Genomic DNA, 15,143 nt, shown 5'->3' with positions numbered 1-15,143 from the left:
CGTCCTCAGTAAAGTCGGTCCTGCCACGCGTCGGGCGCGCGCCAGGTGATCTGCTCGGGCGATCGTGCATCGATCGCCCCATGGTCGACCGCGGCGCGAACTTCGCGCTGCATCGCGGTCCAGGTCGGGGCGGCGGCGCCGAGGCGCGCGCCGATCCGGTTGTTGTGGGCATCCATCGCCCGGCTCGGGTTGCCTTGGCCGCCCCGCTCCATCACCGCGGTCACCCAATCGACGCAGCGCGGCGACAAGGTGTAGGCGACGATCGCGCTGGCGAGGCTATGGCGGTACGCATCGGCCGGGCCGTTGCGTCCGCCCGGCAGCGCTGCGGCGAACCACTGCGCGTACACCGCGATCATCACGAAAGCGGGATACGCGGCGAGCGCGGCCAGCACCGCCAACGCACGCAGACGCCAGCGGCGTCGGCGCGGCGGCTGGGCCGGCGCTGCGCTCATCAGGCCTTGGCCTGCTCGAGCATGGAAACGAAGCGGTCGAACAAGGGCGATACATCGTGCGGGCCCGGGCTGGCTTCCGGATGGCCCTGGAAGCTGAAGGCCGGCGCGTCGGTCAGGGCGATGCCCTGGTTGCTGCCGTCGAACAGCGAGCGGTGGGTCACGCGCACGTTGGCCGGCAGCGAGGCCTCATCGACGGCGAAACCGTGGTTCTGCGAGGTGATCATCACCCGGCCCGAATCGAGGTCCTGGACCGGATGATTGGCGCCGTGGTGACCGAACTTCATCTTCAGGGTCTTCGCGCCCGAAGCCAGGCCGAGCAGCTGGTGGCCCAGGCAGATGCCGAAGGTCGGGACCTTCTTGGCGACGAATTCCTTGATCGCGGCGATCGCGTAGTCGCAGGGCTCCGGGTCGCCGGGGCCGTTGGACAGGAACACGCCGTCCGGATTCAGCGCCAGCGCCTCGGCGGCCGGGGTCTGCGCCGGCACCACGGTGACGCGGCAGCCGCGCTCGGCGAGCATGCGCAGGATGTTGAGCTTGACGCCGAAGTCGTAAGCGACGACATGGAAGCGCGGCTCGACGTTGACGAAGGCGTTGCGGTCCAGGTCGAGCTGGCCGTCGGTCCACTCGTAGCGTTCGCGCGTGCAGACTTCCTTGGCCAGGTCCATGCCCTTGAGGCCGGGGAACTTGCGCGCGGCTTCGAGCGCGTTGGCCACATCGATCTCTCCGGCCATCAGCGCGCCGTTCTGGGCGCCGGTGTCGCGCAGCAAGCGGGTCAGCTTGCGCGTGTCGATATCGGAAATGGCGACCACGCCGCGCTCGCTGAGCCACTGCGGCAGCGCGACCTGGCTGCGCCAGTTGCTGGGGCGGCGCGGCACGTCGCGGACGATCAGGCCCGAGGCCCAGACCTGGCGCGCTTCGTCGTCCTGGTCGGTGCAGCCGGTGTTGCCGACGTGCGGATAGGTCAAGGTGACCAACTGGCGGGCGTACGAGGGATCGGTGAGGATTTCCTGGTAGCCGGTGATCGCGGTATTGAATACGACTTCGCCGACGCTGAGGCCGGGCGCGCCTACGGAAACGCCCTCGAATACGGTACCGTCTTCGAGGGCGAGGATTGCGGGTTGAGTCACGGGGGTCGCCTTGGCTGCCGAAGGATCTGATCCCGTGCGCGACATCGGCAAAACCGACTTGCAGCAAAGCGCGGACGCGGTGCGGGACCGGTCCGGCGTTCGGGATTCAGGCGAGCCGGAATTCTAGCGGCGATGAGCTCCGGAAGCCAGCTAAAATTTGCCCCGATCGCAGCGGCCCGGGCCGTTCAGGCAGCGCCGGCACGACACATTCGCCGCTGATTTATCGCGATTGCAGCGCTTCCAACCCTATGCAACTGCCTGAACAAAGCCTGGGCGCCCCGCTCCGCCGGCCCCGGCAGGCCTGTCCGAGGCTGGCGCGACGGCCTCGAGGCCGCCGCGCCGCCCGGGCTCAGGTTCCCAGCGACGGCTTGTAGGTCGCGGTCATGTCCTGCATGCGGATGCTTTGGTCGTCCGAAAACGTGTTCATGCACGAGTCGTAGCTGTAGTCCATGAAGTTGCGGATCGGGTCCAGCCCGCCGCCGGCGCAGCTGTCGCGGCCGACCGGGCAGCCCGAGGTCGGGCTGGCCTGCGGCGGGGTGTCGGCGATGTAGTCGCCGGGCGCGCTGCAACCGTTCTCGAAGGTGTGCTCCAGGCCGAGGTGATGGCCGACCTCGTGGGTCACCGTGTCGCCTTCGTTGTAGTTGGTCGAGGCGCCGCCCGGCAGCGAGGAATGCAGGGCCACCACGCCGTGGCGCTTGGACGCTTCGGGATAGGTGTCGGGCACGTAGGCATAGCCCAGGTAGCTGCCCGGGGTGCAGGTGTAGATGTTCAGATTGCGCGCCGGGTTCACCGCCAGCGCGTTCTTCATCTTCATCTCGTTGCTGAGGCAGTTGCCGTACCAGCTGTTGTTCTTGGTGCGGGTGACGCCGGCCAGGGTGAACTGGAAACCGCGCCCGGCGTAGGCCGCGTTGAGCACCTGCATCTGCTGCTGGATGCGCGCATCGGTGACGTTGCCGGTGTTGTCGGTGCGGGTGACCACATGGAACCAGACCGGCACGGTCTTGCTGGCCGCGACGGCCACGCTGGCGCCGAAGCGCACCGGCGAGGATTGGCGGAACTGCCGCAGGCGGCTTTCGACCTGTTGGCGGCGTTGCGGGGTCGATTGCGGCGCACCGCAGCGCAGGCCGTCGCGGACGAAGCCCTGAGCGTCCTGGATCTTGATCAGCGGCTGGCGGCTGTAACCGTTCGCGGTGGCCACGACCGTCTCGGTCGCGCCCGGTTCGGGGGCCTGTTGGGCCAACGCTTGTTGAGCCAGCGCTGGCGATGCAAACAACGACAACGCCGCGGTGGCCGCGAACATCCGGTGGTTAGGCATGGGTCTCTCTCCAGAGTGGGCGCCGCAGGTCGCGGCGGTCTCAATCTGGCCCAAGCGCGAACGCCCGGCTCGGCTCAGGCGTGCCCGCGCACGCTGCCGTTCGCGCCGGCGATCACAGATTCGGAAACATCAGCTCGGCCAGCCCGTAGCGCCCCGGCGCCTGGTGGGCGACGCGCAGTGCGGCTTCGAGCGCGCCGCGAGCGAAGATGTCGCGATTGGTGGCGCGGTGGATCAACTCCAGGCGCTCGCCGGCCGCGGCGAACTGGACCGTGTGCTCGCCGACGATGTCGCCGGCGCGCAGGCTGGCGTAATGCGGCTCTTCGCCGCGGCCGATCGCCGCGGCGGCACCGAGGTGCAAGGCGGTGCCGGAAGGCGCATCGAGCTTGCGGGTGTGATGGGCCTCGACCACGTCGCAGTCCCAGCCCGGCAAGGCTGCGGCGGCGCGGCGCACCAGCTCGGTCAGCACCGCTACGCCGAGGCTGTAGTTCGCCGCCCAGACCACGGCGATGCCGTTGGCGGCGTCGTTGATCGCTGCGTTCTGCACCGAACTGAGCCCGGTGGTGCCCGACACCAGCGCCTTGCCGCGTGCGGCGCACAAGGCCAGCACCGGGTCGAAGCCCTGCGGCAGGCTGAAGTCGATGGCGACGTCAAACTCCGGCGCCCCCGACAACTCGCCGACGGCGAAATGCGGCACCCCGTCGATGACCCGCTGCGGCGGCTGCGAACGCGAATACGCCGCGACCACGCTCAAGTCCGCGCGCTCGGCGGCCAGACGCAACAGGGCCTGGCCCATGCGCCCGGAGGCGCCGTGGATCAGGAGACGGACCGGGGATTTGGTGTGTTCGCTCATGCGCGCAGGCTAGCGGCTGCGCGAGCGTATGTCATGCACGCTGGGCGGTCGCGGCGCGACCGGAAACCCCGCGGTCGCGGCTTGCGCCGCTCCTACCCTTTGCATTCGCCGCTTTCGGGGTGGGAGCGGCGTCCCGCGGGGATTTCCTTCGGTCACGAGCAGCGACCACGATCCATCCGCCGCGGCACATCGCCAAGCACACACCGAAAGGACAACGACCGCGGCGCGATCCGCAGGAACGATCGTCCCGCAACGAATCACGAACCACGCCCACGAAAAAGGGGCCGAAGCCCCTCTTTCCTATGCGTTCGAGACGGCACCCGTCAGGACGTCATGCGGTCCCAGAACCCTTTGACCCCGTCGAGAAAGGTGGAGGACCGTGGCGAGTGCTTTCGCGCCCCCTCACCCACGAACGTAGCCTCGAACTTCTCCAGCAGCTCGCGCTGCTCGGGGGTCAGATTGACCGGCGTCTCGACCACGGCGCGACAGTACAGATCGCCCGGCTTGCGGCTGCGCACCGACTTGACGCCCTTGTCGCGCAGACGGAACAGCTTGCCGCTCTGGGTTTCGCCCGGAATGCGCAGCTCCACTTCGCCACCGAGCGTCGGCACCCGGATGGTGTCGCCCAGCGCGGCCTGCGAGATGCGGATCGGCACCTCGCAATGCAGGTCGTCGCCGTCGCGCTGGAAGATCTCGTGCTCGCGCACGCGCACTTCCACGTACAGGTCGCCCGGCGGCGAACCGGTCGGGCCGGCCTCGCCTTCGCCGGTCAGGCGGATGCGGTCGCCGTTGTCGACGCCGGCCGGAATCTTCACCGACAGGGTCTTGGTGCGTTCGACCCGGCCCTGGCCGTGGCAGTCGCCGCAGGGGTTGGCGATGCTCTGGCCGCGGCCGTTGCAATGCGGGCAGGTCTGCTGCATCGAGAAGATGCCGCGCTGGAAACGCACCTGGCCGCGGCCGCCGCAGGTCGTGCAGCTCTCGACCTTGCCGTCGGCCGAACCGCTGCCTTCGCAGGTGTCGCAGGCGTCCAGGGTCGGGATTTCGATTTGTTTCTCGATCCCGCCGACCGCCTCTTCCAGCGACAGCTCCATCACGTAGCCGATGTCGGCGCCGCGACGCGGCGCGCGCGAACCGCCGCCTCCGCCGCCACCGAAGATGTTGCCGAAAATGTCGCCGAAAATGTCGCCCATATCGGCGTAGCCGGGGCCGCCGCCTCCGCCGCCCATGCCGTGTTCGAACGCGGCATGGCCGTGTTGGTCGTAGGCGCGGCGCTTGTTGGCGTCGGCCAGGACCTCGTAGGCCTCCTTGCATTCCTTGAACGCGGCCTCGGCGGCCGCGTCGCCCGGATTACGGTCCGGATGGTGTTTCATCGCGCAGCGGCGATAGGCCTTCTTGAGGTCGTCGTCGCCGGCGTTGCGCGCAACGCCCAGCACTTCGTAATAGTCGCGTTTGCTCATGGGCTGGGAATCGGGAGTCGAGAATCGGGAATCGTCAAATCAAAAGCGGTGGCCGCTGCGAGGGTGTGAACTTTTCGGCCGTCATTCCCGCGAAGGCGGGCTCTGCCGCTCTTCAGCGGCAGCCGAACATCCAGAGACTTCAGCACCATACCCCGGCGAAGCCCTGGGTCCCCGCCTGCGCCGGGACGACGATCGAAACACCAACGCATCGGCCACTGCCGCGTTGCGGATACGAGAACGGGGAACCGGGCCTTTGGACGCAAATCGCCGCGATGGCGAAAGCCCATTCCCGATTCCCCATTCCCGATTCCCGGCTTACTTCTTGTCTTCGTCCTTCACTTCGGTGAATTCCGCGTCGACCACGTCCTCGGACTTGGCCGAACCGGTTTCGGCGGCGCCGCCGGCGTCCGGCTGCGCGGCCTGGGCCGCGGCGAACAGCGACTGCGCGGCTTCTTCCAGCGCCTTCGACTTGGCCTCGATCTGGCCCTTGTCGTCGCCCTTCATCGCCGTTTCGAGGTCGGCGATGGCCGCCTCGGCGCGGCCGATCTGGTCGCCCGGCAACTTCTCGCCGTGCTCCTTGATCGTGCTGCGGGCCATGTGGATCAGGCCGTCGGCGTGGTTGCGCGCCTGCACCAGCTCGTGGAACTTCTGGTCTTCCTCGCGGTTGGCTTCGGCGTCGGCGACCATCTTGGCGATCTCTTCCTCGGACAGACCCGAGCCGGCCTTGATCTCGACCTTCTGCTCCTTGTTGGTCTTCTTGTCCTTGGCGCTGACGTGCAGGATGCCGTTGGCGTCGATGTCGAACGACACCTCGACCTGCGGCATGCCGCGCGGCGAGGGTTCGATGCCGGACAGGTCGAAGCGGGCCAGCGACTTGTTGAAGCGGGCCTGTTCGCGCTCGCCCTGCAACACGTGCACGGTCACCGCGGACTGGTTGTCCTCGGCGGTCGAGAAGGTCTGCGAGGCCTTGGTCGGCACCGTGGTGTTCTTCTCGATGATCTTGGTGAACACGCCGCCCAGGGTCTCGATGCCGAGCGACAGCGGGGTCACGTCGAGCAGCAGCACGTCCTTGACGTCGCCGGCCAGCACGCCGCCCTGAATGGCCGCACCCACAGCAACCGCCTCATCCGGGTTGACGTCCTTGCGCGGTTCCTTGCCGAAGAACTCGGCCACCGCCTGGCTGACCTTGGGCATGCGGGTCTGACCGCCGACCAGGATCACTTCGGCCACGTCGCTGGCGCGCAGGCCGGCGTCGTTGAGGGCGATGCGGCAGGGTTCGATGGTCTTCTTGACCAGGTCCTCGACCAGCGACTCCAGCTTGGCGCGGGTCAGCTTGATGTTGAGGTGCTTCGGACCCGAGGCGTCGGCGGTCACGTACGGCAGGTTGACTTCGGTCTGCTGCGAGGACGACAGCTCGATCTTGGCGCGCTCGGCCGCATCCTTCAGGCGCTGCAGCGCCAGCGGATCCTTGCGCAGGTCGATGCCCTGGTCCTTCTGGAACTCTTCGACCAAGTAGTCGATGACGCGCTTGTCGAAGTCTTCGCCGCCGAGGAAGGTGTCGCCGTTGGTCGACAGCACTTCGACCTGCATCTCGCCGTCGACCGAGGCGATCTCGATGATCGACACGTCGAAGGTGCCGCCGCCGAGGTCGTAGACCGCGATCTTGCGATCGCCGCCCTTCTTGTCCATGCCGTAGGCCAACGCCGCCGCGGTCGGCTCGTTGATGATGCGCTTGACTTCCAGGCCGGCGATCTTGCCGGCGTCCTTGGTCGCCTGGCGCTGGCTGTCGTTGAAGTAGGCCGGCACGGTGATGACCGCTTCGGTGACCGGCTCGCCCAGGTAGGCTTCGGCGGTCTTCTTCATCTTGCCCAGCACTTCGGCCGAGATCTGCTGCGGCGCCATCTTCTTGTCGTCGAGGGTCGCGACCCAGGCATCGCCGTTGTCGTGCGCGACGATGTTGTAGGGCACCAGGCCGATGTCCTTCTGCACTTCGGCGTCGCTGAACTTGCGGCCGATCAGGCGCTTGACCGCATAGAAGGTGTTCTTGGGATTGGTGACCGCCTGGCGCTTGGCCGAGGCGCCGACCAGGACTTCGCCGTCCTTGGTGAACGCGACGATCGACGGCGTGGTGCGGTCGCCCTCGGAATTCTCGATGACCTTGGCCTTGCCGCCTTCCATCACTGCGACGCAGGAATTGGTGGTGCCCAGGTCGATGCCGATGATCTTGCCCATACGTAGTGCTCCCTCTCGAATGCTTGAATAGTTGGGGCGGTCCGCGCTGTGCGCCGTGCCGCCGATGTTCGTTATTTGGGGCTAGGTGCCGGGCAGTTCAAGCGCCCGTGCCCCGCCCTCGTGACGTCCGTCCCGGCCCTTCCCGGAACGTCCGTTCGCGGCTCGCGCCGCCCCCCGCTTCGGTTTCGCGACCGCGGCGAGCCGCGGCCGGGACCGTCCCGGGATCGTTCAGGCGTCCTGGGCGACCACCACCAGCGCCGGACGCAGCAGGCGCTCGTTGAGCAGCCAGCCCTTCTGGTAGACCTGGACCACGTGGTTCGGCGCCACACCCGGCGCCGGCACCATGCTCATGGCCTGGTGATGCTCGGGATTGAACGGCTGGCCGGCCGGGTCGACCGCGACCAGGCCGTTGTCGCCGGCGACCTTGAGCAGCTGGCGCAGGGTCAGTTCCATGCCCTGGCGCAGGGCGCTGGCGTCGTCGCCGGCCACGGCCAGGCCGGCCTCGAGGCTGTCGATCACCGGCAGCAGGTCGCCGAGCAGGCGCTCGTTGGCGAACTTGCGCGCCATCTCGACGTCGCGCGACACGCGCTTGCGCTGGTTGTCGAGTTCGGCGCGTTCGCGCAGCGTGTCTTCGCGCAGCTTGCTGAGCTCGGCGCGCAGCGCCTCGACTTCGGACGCCTCGGAGGAGCCCGGGACCTCGTCCTGGGCCGCCGGGTTGAGTTCGGAATAAGGATCGTGTTGGTTCATGCCTGGGTCCTGGCGGTTTTTCCGCGACAGGCCAGCTATGGGGCCGCGATGGTGCGGTTCAAGTGCCCGGATCTGCATCGATCGCCCGGCATCGGCGTCGAGCGGCGGGTTTCGGGAGGCATTGCGCACCCCGGCGGCGCCGGCTTTTGGGCAGGAGCGGCGCAAGCCGCGATCAACCGAGGTGATCAACCCCGGCTCGGCCCGAAGCCGATGGTCTCCAAAAGATTGGCCCCACCGGAGAGATGGCGGTCGCGGCTTACGCCGCTCCTACCCCGGGCTCCGGCTAACTGGGATAGGCGGGACGGTTGGACCGGCTTCGGAGGCGGAATCGCCCCTCGTTTCAGTCCACTTCGGTTGGTCGCGGCTCGCGCCGCTCCTACTCTGGGCTTCCGGACGGCCTCCCTCAGTCCCCCTCAGTGACGCCGAACGCATCCCCCAGCGCATCCGCGGCCGCCTGCACCACCGGGATCACCCGGTCGTAGGCCATGCGGGTCGGGCCGATCACCCCCAGCACGCCGAGCACCCGGCCGCCGGCGGTGTACGGCGCGGTCACCAGCGACACGCCCTCCAACGGCGCCAGGCCGGTCTCCTCGCCGATGAAGATGCGCACCCCGGGGGCGCGCACGGTGCGTTCGAGCAACTGCAGGATTTCGCGCTTGCGGGCGAAAGCCTCGAACAGCTCGCGCAGGCGGTCCAGGTCGGCCAGCTCCTGCACGCCCATCAGCCGGGTCTGCCCGGCCAGGACCATGTCGTCGTTGTCCGGGGTCAACACCTGCTCGGCCAGCTCGACCGACTGCGCGAGCAAGGTCTGCATCTCCGACTGGGCGTTGCGCAGATCCATCAGCAAGGTGGCGCGGATCTCGGCCACCGGCCGCCCGGCGAAGTGTGCGTTGAGGTAGTTGCCGACCCGTTCGAGCTCGCCGGCGTCGTAGGGGCGGCGGGTCTGGATGATGCGGTTCTGTACGTCCTGGTCGGCGAACACCAGGATCGCCAGCACCCGCTGGGCGTCCAGCGGCACGAAATCGATGCGCCGGAACGCGAACTGCTCGCGCTTGGGCACGCTGACCACACCGACGAAGTGGGTCATCGCAGACAACAGTTCCGAAGCGCTGCCCAGCAAGGCCTGGGTGCCCGAGCCCGACGGCAGCTCGCTGCGCAGGCGCGCGACCTCGCCTTCCGGCAACGGCCGCACCTGCAGCAGCGAGTCGACGAACAGGCGGTAGCCCTGCACGGTCGGGATGCGCCCGGCCGAGGCGTGCGGCGCGCTGAGCAGGCCGACGTCTTCCAGGTCGGCCAGGATGTTGCGGATCGTCGCCGCACTGACGTCGAGGCCGGCATGCTTGGCCAGGGTCTGCGATCCGACCGGTTCGCCGCTGTGGATGTAGCGGCCGATCAGCGTGCGCAGCAGTTGCCGCGCGCGCGGGTCGAGGCTCGGATCGGGCGGTCGGCGATTCATGCTGTGGATATAGGCGCGGACGCGGGCCGGCGCAAGCGCCATCGTCCGATTCGACGATGGCGGTCCGCATCGGCCGCCCCGCCCTGCGCGCTGCGTCCGCATCGGTAAGAATCCTCGTGCACACTGCCGGCGGCGTACGCGTCCGCTCGCCTCGCCCTGCTCGTCTCACCCTGTGATCCGCATCCGCCCTACCCTCCGGCCCGCTTGCCGCCCATTCCCAGTCTCTCGCCGCCAAGGCACAATCGCCGCCGCATGCTCGCTCACCTCTCGCTCAAGCAATTCGCCGTCGTCAGCGCCGCCGAACTCAGCTTCGGTCCCGGCCTCACCGTGATCTCCGGCGAAACCGGTGCCGGTAAGTCGCTGCTGGTCGACGCCCTCGGTCTGCTGTCCGGCCTGCGCGCCGACAGCGGCGTGGTCCGCCATGGCGCCGACCGCGCCGAACTGGTCGCCGACTTCACCCTCGACGATGCGCCGCTGGCCGCGGCCTGGCTGCGCGACAACGAACTCGACGAAACCGGCGACGGCGAGGCTGCGATCTGCCAGATCCGCCGGGTGATCCGCGCCGACGGCGGTTCGCGCGCCTGGATCAACGGCCGCCCGGTCACCCTGAGCCAACTCGGCGAGCTCGCCGGGCGCCTGGTCGAGATCCACGGCCAACACGAACACCAGGCGCTGATGTCGCGCGCCAGCCAGCTCGGCCTGCTCGACGCTTACGGCCGCCACGACGCGCCGTTGGCCGTGGTCGAAGCCGCGGCGCAACAGTGGAGCGCGCTGCTGCGCGAACGCGACACGCTGTCGGCGCAGGGCGACGTCTCCGACCGCATCGCCTGGCTGGAACATCAGCACGCCGAGCTCGAACGCGAAGTGCTCGAAGCCGAGGCCTTGGCCAAGCTGCTCAGCGACCATCGCCGCCATGCCCATGCCGCCGGCCTCATCGCCGCCTGCGAATCGGCCTTCGCCCGCCTCGGCGGCGACGAAGGCCCGTCGCTGACCCGCCTGGTGCAACAGGTGCGCGGCGAGCTGCAGCGGGTCGCCGAGCACGAGCCGCGCTTGAACGATGTCGACGCCATGCTCGACAACGCCGCGATCCAGATCGACGAGGCGCTGACCCTGCTCGACCGGGTCCGCGACGATCTCGACCTCGATCCTTCGGCCTTCGAGCAGATCGAAAACAAGATCGGCCGCCTGCACGAGCTGGCGCGCAAGCACCGGGTCGCGCCCGAACAACTGCCGGCCACCCGCGACGGCATGGCCGGCGAACTCGACCAATTGCGCAGCGCCGGCGACCGCCTGCAGGTGCTCGACGGCGAAATCCAGAGCGCGCGCGCACAGTGGCGCCGCGCCGCCGACACCCTGGGCGAGGCGCGCCGCAAGGCCGCCAAGAGCCTGTCCGACACCACCAGCGTGCTGATCGGCGAACTCGGCATGGGCGGCGGGCGTTTCGACGTCGCCCTGGAGCCGCTCGACGAGGACCGTCCCGACCCGCAAGGCGGCGAACGCGTCGAATTCCTGGTCGCGGCCAACCCCGGCCAGCCGGCCCGGCCGCTGCGCAAGGTCGCCTCCGGCGGCGAACTCTCGCGCATTTCGCTGGCGATCGAAGTCGCGGCCTTCGGCCTCGACGCGGTCGCGACCATGGTCTTCGACGAAGTCGATTCCGGCATCGGCGGCGCCGTGGCCGAGATCGTCGGCCAGAAGCTGCGCGCGCTCGGCGCCAGCCGCCAGGTGCTGTGCGTGACCCACCTGGCCCAGGTCGCGGCCCAGGGCCACGCCCACTACCGCGTCAGCAAGGCCGCCAGCGAAGGCGTGACCCAGAGCGCGGTGCAGGTGCTCGGCGCCAAGCAGCGCGAGGAAGAACTCGCGCGCATGCTCGGCGGCATCGAACTCAATAAAGAAGTTCGCGCCGCGGCCAAGCGGCTGTTGGCCGACGTGGTCTGAGGTCGGGGATTCGGGATTCGGGATTCGGAGCCGACATTGAGCTCAGCCTCGGAGCGGCTTCGGCCTGGGTCGATCAAGCAAGCCCGTTGGGCTTAGATCGATCGAGCAAGCTCGTTCGACCTGGATCAATCGAGCAAGCTCGTTCGAGCTAGATCAATCGAGCAAACTCGATTGATAGCCGACTCGATCCTTGATCGATAGCCGCCTCAATCGAGATCGGGCAGCCCGGTGAAGAACGCCGCCCGGTGCGGGGTGATGCCCTGGCGCTGTTCGTCTTCGAGCGGATGCCCGCTGTCGACCAGGCGGAAGGTCGGCCGGGTGTCGTCGTGCAACTGCACCCGCAGCTCCAGGCCGAGGGTGCTGAACTCGTAGACGCGCGGGATGTGATTGGCCAGGGTGCCGGCGAATTCGGGCACGCGGTCGTTGCCGGGCTCGTCCCACATCATCCGCGCCAGGCGCCAATCGTGTTCGGCCAACTCGACCCAGGCGCCGATGCAGTAGTCGTCGCCGCCTTCGACCGGCAACGGAATCACTCCGCGCACGAACAGCTGGCCGCCGCCGATCGCGCAGAAGTTCGCGTCGCAAAAGGTGTCCGGCGCGCAGCGCGCGGCGTTGTCGAGGGCGTGGTAAGCGTCCGGGAAGGTGAAGGAGTACTCCATGTCCGACAGCGCGACGAGTTCGCCGCAGCACGAGCACGGCAACATCGTCTCGCCGGACATGTCGGCCTTCACTTCTTCTTGCGCACGTACAGCACCAGCGAGTGCTCTTCGATCTCGTAGCCGTGCTTGGCCGCGATCTTGCGCTGCAGCTCTTCGATCTCCGAGCTTTCGAACTCGATGATCTTGCCGCTGTCGATGTCGACCATGTGGTCGTGGTGATGGCCGCGGTCGAGTTCGTACACCGACTGGCCGGCCTCGAAATTGTGCTTGAGCACCAGGCCCGCCGACTCGAACTGGGTCAGCACGCGGTAGACCGTGGCCAGGCCGATGTCCTCGCCCTTTTCCAGCAACATCCGGTAGATGTCCTCGGCGGTCATGTGGCGCGGCTTGGATTGCTCCAGCAGCTCCAGGATCCGCAGGCGCGGATGGGTGACCTTGAGTCCGACGTTGCGCAGGTCCTGCGATTCCATGAGTGTTCCCTTCAGATCGATTCGGCCGGCGTTCGCCGTGCCTGGGTGTTGACCGGCTGGCCGTGGCCGCGGGCGGCTGCGCATGGAGCGGACTGGGCTGGCTGGGCCGGAATGGCGGATGAACGCGAGGGGTCTCCGCGCGCCATGATCCGCCCTTGGTGGGTGCGGGCTTCAGTGTATCATCGGCCCCGTTGCCTTCGACTGCCGCAGAACCCTACCCGATGCGTAAGCTCCTGCTCGTCCTCTCGCTGTCCATGCTCACCGCCGGCTGCGGCATCATCTACAAGCAGCCGATCTATCAGGGCAACCTGCTCGAGAAGACCGCGATCGACCAGCTCCAGACCGGCATGACCAAGCAGCAGGTGCAGTTGCTGCTGGGCACCCCGTCGATCGAAGACCCGTTCCACCAGAACCGCTGGGACTACACCTCGACCCAGCGCGTCGACCGCCTCGGCCACACCGATCGCAAGAACCTGACCCTGTGGTTCGAGAACGACAGCCTGACCAAGTGGGAAGGCGACTACTTCGCCGAGCAGGACGAGCAGATCGCCCGCGCCTCGGTCAAGCAGTTCGGCCGCAACCTGGCCAAGGACAAGGATAAGGACAAGCGCCGCCGGCGCTGATCCCCGGCGCGCGGCCTCGCGGTCGCGCAGCCTCCCGCTGCAGCGTCACCCCTGCCGGTCCGGCCGCCTTGCGTCCGGGCCGTCGTTGGTTTTGCGCGCGCTTATTTCTTGAGCGGGCGCTCGGCGGCGCGGCGGCGGCGCGCTTCCTTGGGGTCGATCTGCAAAGGCCGCAGCAATTCCAGCCGGTCGCCATCGCGCAGCGGCGTGTCCGCCACCGCCTTGACCCCGAACACCGCATAGCCGCTGATTTCGGCATCCGCACCCCACCCGGCCGCGGCCAGTGCATCGGCCACCGTGGCGCCGTCGGCCAGTTCCACGGTCAGCGCCTCGAAACGGCGCGGCCAGGCCCGGACCAGCTCGATCTTCACTGCGATGCCGCTCAGGCCGGGCTCGGGCCGGTCACCGACGGCAGCGCCGGTTCGGCGCCGCGATCGGCGACCCGGACGAAATCGTCGACCATGCGGTCGGCCAGGCTCTGGAAGCCCAGCGCCATCGCCGGCCCCAGCAGCTTCACCGCCGGCTCGAATTCCAGGGTCAGGGTGACCTTGCAGGCCGACTCGTCCAGCGCGTGGAATTCCCAGCGCCCGCCCAGCTTGCGGAACGGCCCGTCGACCAGCTTGAGCTCGATGTGGTGCGGCGGCGACAAGCTGTTGTGGGTGGTGAACCAGGTCCGCAGCGCGCCCAGTCCCAGGTCGAGCCGCGCCACCATGTGGGCCTCGTCGGCTTCGAGCACCAGCGCCTGCTCGCACCAGTCGAAACGGCGCGGGTACGCGGCGACATCGTTGACCAGGGCGAACATGCGCGCGGCGGAGTGTTCGACGAGGGCGGAACGGCGAATCGTAGGCATGTGCTTATCGCAATAAGGTCCGCAAAGCGGATTTCAAGCAGGGATGCGGACCAAGAGCTGCCGCGTGGGCATCGTAGCCGGGTGAAGGCCCGGATGAGCGCTTGACCGCCGTCGGAATCGAGGAACTCAGCAAGCCGGCGCAGGCGGCAACCGCCCCGGATCGTGGAACTTCATCCAGACCGACGGCCACTCCGGTTGCCTCCGGCTCGGAGCGCCATCTGCCTAAAACGCACGACGGCTACTCAAACCGCCTCCGGATCGGAGCGCCGTCTGCCTAAAACGCACGGCGGCTACTCAAACCGCCTCCGGATCGGAGATCTTCATCCAAAACCGGAGACGGCTACTCAAATGGCCTCCGGATCGTGGACAATCTGTCATGGCTAAAACTACGAACAACAAGGCCGGCAAGGATAAAGGAAAGGGCAGCGCGGGCGGCACCATCGCGCTGAACAAGCGTGCGCGTCACGATTACCACCTCGAAGAACGCTTCGAGGCCGGTCTGTCGCTGCAGGGCTGGGAGCTCAAATCCATCCGCGCCGGACGCGCAAACATCACCGAAAGCTACGCCGTCATCCTGCGCGACGAGATGTTCCTGATCGGCGCGCAGATCAGCCCGCTGATCTCCGCCTCGACCCACGTCGTCGCCGAGGAACGCCGCACCCGCAAGCTGCTGCTGCACCGCAACGAGATCGACAACCTGATCGGCCGCGTCCAGCGCGACGGCTACACGGTCGTGCCGACCGCGATGTACTGGAAAGGCAACAAGGTCAAGCTCGAAATCTCGCTGGCCAAGGGCAAGCAGAGCCACGACAAGCGCGAGGCGAGCAAGGAACGCGACTGGGCGCGCGAAAAACAGCGCGTGATGCGCCGGCACAACCGCGACGCCTGATCCCAAGCCCGCCGACCGACGGGTTTCTCCAAACACAATCGCCCGCCTGTTCGCGGGCTGTTGGTTTACGCGGCCGCATGGATT

Annotated in this window: 15 protein-coding genes; 3 read left to right on the top strand and 12 right to left on the bottom strand. The window is 68.0% G+C overall.

The window, feature by feature from the left end; all coding sequences use genetic code 11:
- Positions 1-5: 5 nt before the first annotated feature.
- The 8 genes from ACTJJK_RS11695 to hrcA all read right to left on the bottom strand — a co-directional run bounded on the left by ACTJJK_RS11695 (position 6) and on the right by hrcA (position 9,636).
- On the bottom strand, positions 6-452 hold the full coding sequence (locus tag ACTJJK_RS11695; protein WP_031372728.1) for a DUF6973 domain-containing protein: 447 nt from the start codon (positions 450-452) through the stop codon (positions 6-8).
- Positions 452-1,579, bottom strand: a complete 1,128-nt coding sequence (carA, locus tag ACTJJK_RS11690; RefSeq protein WP_440730269.1) for a glutamine-hydrolyzing carbamoyl-phosphate synthase small subunit — start codon at positions 1,577-1,579, stop codon at positions 452-454. Before carA ends, ACTJJK_RS11695 begins: the two co-directional genes overlap by 1 nt.
- 349 nt (positions 1,580-1,928) lie before the next feature.
- Positions 1,929-2,894, bottom strand: a complete 966-nt coding sequence (locus ACTJJK_RS11685; protein WP_081931015.1) for a zinc metalloprotease — start codon at positions 2,892-2,894, stop codon at positions 1,929-1,931.
- A 112-nt stretch (positions 2,895-3,006) separates the two neighbouring features.
- Positions 3,007-3,744, bottom strand: coding sequence for a 4-hydroxy-tetrahydrodipicolinate reductase (gene dapB / locus ACTJJK_RS11680; protein WP_031372725.1), 738 nt, complete (start codon positions 3,742-3,744; stop codon positions 3,007-3,009).
- Positions 3,745-4,067: 323 nt separating this feature from the next.
- Positions 4,068-5,201: a molecular chaperone DnaJ gene (gene dnaJ, locus ACTJJK_RS11675; protein ID WP_440730268.1), complete on the bottom strand. Its 1,134-nt coding sequence runs from the start codon at positions 5,199-5,201 to the stop codon at positions 4,068-4,070.
- A 315-nt stretch (positions 5,202-5,516) separates the two neighbouring features.
- Complete coding sequence (gene dnaK / locus ACTJJK_RS11670) at positions 5,517-7,433, bottom strand: molecular chaperone DnaK (RefSeq protein ID WP_031372722.1); 1,917 nt, start codon at positions 7,431-7,433, stop codon at positions 5,517-5,519.
- A 228-nt stretch (positions 7,434-7,661) separates the two neighbouring features.
- Positions 7,662-8,180 (bottom strand): nucleotide exchange factor GrpE, encoded by a 519-nt coding sequence (gene grpE / locus ACTJJK_RS11665; protein WP_031372721.1) that lies wholly within the window; start codon positions 8,178-8,180, stop codon positions 7,662-7,664.
- Positions 8,181-8,583: 403 nt separating this feature from the next.
- Positions 8,584-9,636 carry a heat-inducible transcriptional repressor HrcA gene (gene hrcA / locus ACTJJK_RS11660; protein ID WP_031372720.1) on the bottom strand — a complete coding sequence of 351 codons (1,053 nt, stop codon included), beginning with the start codon at positions 9,634-9,636 and terminating at the stop codon, positions 8,584-8,586.
- A 252-nt stretch (positions 9,637-9,888) separates the two neighbouring features.
- On the opposite strand from hrcA, the gene recN reads away from it, so the two are divergent.
- Positions 9,889-11,571 (top strand): DNA repair protein RecN, encoded by a 1,683-nt coding sequence (gene recN, locus ACTJJK_RS11655; RefSeq protein WP_223620147.1) that lies wholly within the window; start codon positions 9,889-9,891, stop codon positions 11,569-11,571.
- Positions 11,572-11,777: 206 nt separating this feature from the next.
- Here the strand turns inward: recN and ACTJJK_RS11650 are convergent, their stop codons facing one another.
- Positions 11,778-12,290: a DUF2199 domain-containing protein gene (locus ACTJJK_RS11650; protein ID WP_152566281.1), complete on the bottom strand. Its 513-nt coding sequence runs from the start codon at positions 12,288-12,290 to the stop codon at positions 11,778-11,780.
- 8 nt (positions 12,291-12,298) lie between these two features.
- Positions 12,299-12,700: a ferric iron uptake transcriptional regulator gene (gene fur / locus ACTJJK_RS11645; RefSeq protein WP_031372717.1), complete on the bottom strand. Its 402-nt coding sequence runs from the start codon at positions 12,698-12,700 to the stop codon at positions 12,299-12,301.
- A 221-nt stretch (positions 12,701-12,921) separates the two neighbouring features.
- Here fur and ACTJJK_RS11640 point away from each other — a divergent pair, with 221 nt between their 5' ends.
- Positions 12,922-13,323: an outer membrane protein assembly factor BamE gene (locus ACTJJK_RS11640; RefSeq protein WP_031372716.1), complete on the top strand. Its 402-nt coding sequence runs from the start codon at positions 12,922-12,924 to the stop codon at positions 13,321-13,323.
- Between the two features lie 101 nt (positions 13,324-13,424).
- Here the strand turns inward: ACTJJK_RS11640 and ACTJJK_RS11635 are convergent, their stop codons facing one another.
- Positions 13,425-13,691, bottom strand: a complete 267-nt coding sequence (locus tag ACTJJK_RS11635) for an RnfH family protein (RefSeq protein ID WP_223620146.1) — start codon at positions 13,689-13,691, stop codon at positions 13,425-13,427.
- Positions 13,692-13,702: 11 nt separating this feature from the next.
- Complete coding sequence (locus ACTJJK_RS11630; RefSeq protein WP_031372714.1) at positions 13,703-14,170, bottom strand: type II toxin-antitoxin system RatA family toxin; 468 nt, start codon at positions 14,168-14,170, stop codon at positions 13,703-13,705.
- A 376-nt stretch (positions 14,171-14,546) separates the two neighbouring features.
- Between ACTJJK_RS11630 and smpB the strand changes: the two genes are divergently transcribed.
- On the top strand, positions 14,547-15,059 hold the full coding sequence (gene smpB / locus ACTJJK_RS11625; protein ID WP_031372713.1) for an SsrA-binding protein SmpB: 513 nt from the start codon (positions 14,547-14,549) through the stop codon (positions 15,057-15,059).
- Positions 15,060-15,143: the final 84 nt, after the last annotated feature.

The organism is Lysobacter sp. 22409 (genome assembly GCF_052045105.1).
GTDB lineage: Bacteria > Pseudomonadota > Gammaproteobacteria > Xanthomonadales > Xanthomonadaceae > Lysobacter > Lysobacter antibioticus_B.
This window is presented reverse-complemented; position numbering and strand designations above follow the sequence as displayed.

Bases quoted from the DNA above. Each gene is read 5' to 3' on its own strand.
- dnaJ (WP_440730268.1), bottom strand. From the start codon at position 5,201: ATGAGCAAACGCGACTATTACGAAGTGCTGGGCGTTGCGCGCAACGCC.
- dnaK (WP_031372722.1), bottom strand. From the start codon at position 7,433: ATGGGCAAGATCATCGGCATCGACCTGGGCACCACCAATTCCTGCGTC.
- hrcA (WP_031372720.1), bottom strand. From the start codon at position 9,636: ATGAATCGCCGACCGCCCGATCCGAGCCTCGACCCGCGCGCGCGGCAA.
- ACTJJK_RS11640 (WP_031372716.1), top strand. From the start codon at position 12,922: ATGCGTAAGCTCCTGCTCGTCCTCTCGCTGTCCATGCTCACCGCCGGC.
- ACTJJK_RS11695 (WP_031372728.1), bottom strand. From the start codon at position 452: ATGAGCGCAGCGCCGGCCCAGCCGCCGCGCCGACGCCGCTGGCGTCTG.
- dapB (WP_031372725.1), bottom strand. From the start codon at position 3,744: ATGAGCGAACACACCAAATCCCCGGTCCGTCTCCTGATCCACGGCGCC.
- ACTJJK_RS11650 (WP_152566281.1), bottom strand. From the start codon at position 12,290: ATGTCCGGCGAGACGATGTTGCCGTGCTCGTGCTGCGGCGAACTCGTC.
- recN (WP_223620147.1), top strand. From the start codon at position 9,889: ATGCTCGCTCACCTCTCGCTCAAGCAATTCGCCGTCGTCAGCGCCGCC.
- smpB (WP_031372713.1), top strand. From the start codon at position 14,547: ATGGCTAAAACTACGAACAACAAGGCCGGCAAGGATAAAGGAAAGGGC.
- ACTJJK_RS11630 (WP_031372714.1), bottom strand. From the start codon at position 14,170: ATGCCTACGATTCGCCGTTCCGCCCTCGTCGAACACTCCGCCGCGCGC.
- fur (WP_031372717.1), bottom strand. From the start codon at position 12,700: ATGGAATCGCAGGACCTGCGCAACGTCGGACTCAAGGTCACCCATCCG.
- ACTJJK_RS11685 (WP_081931015.1), bottom strand. From the start codon at position 2,894: ATGCCTAACCACCGGATGTTCGCGGCCACCGCGGCGTTGTCGTTGTTT.
- grpE (WP_031372721.1), bottom strand. From the start codon at position 8,180: ATGAACCAACACGATCCTTATTCCGAACTCAACCCGGCGGCCCAGGAC.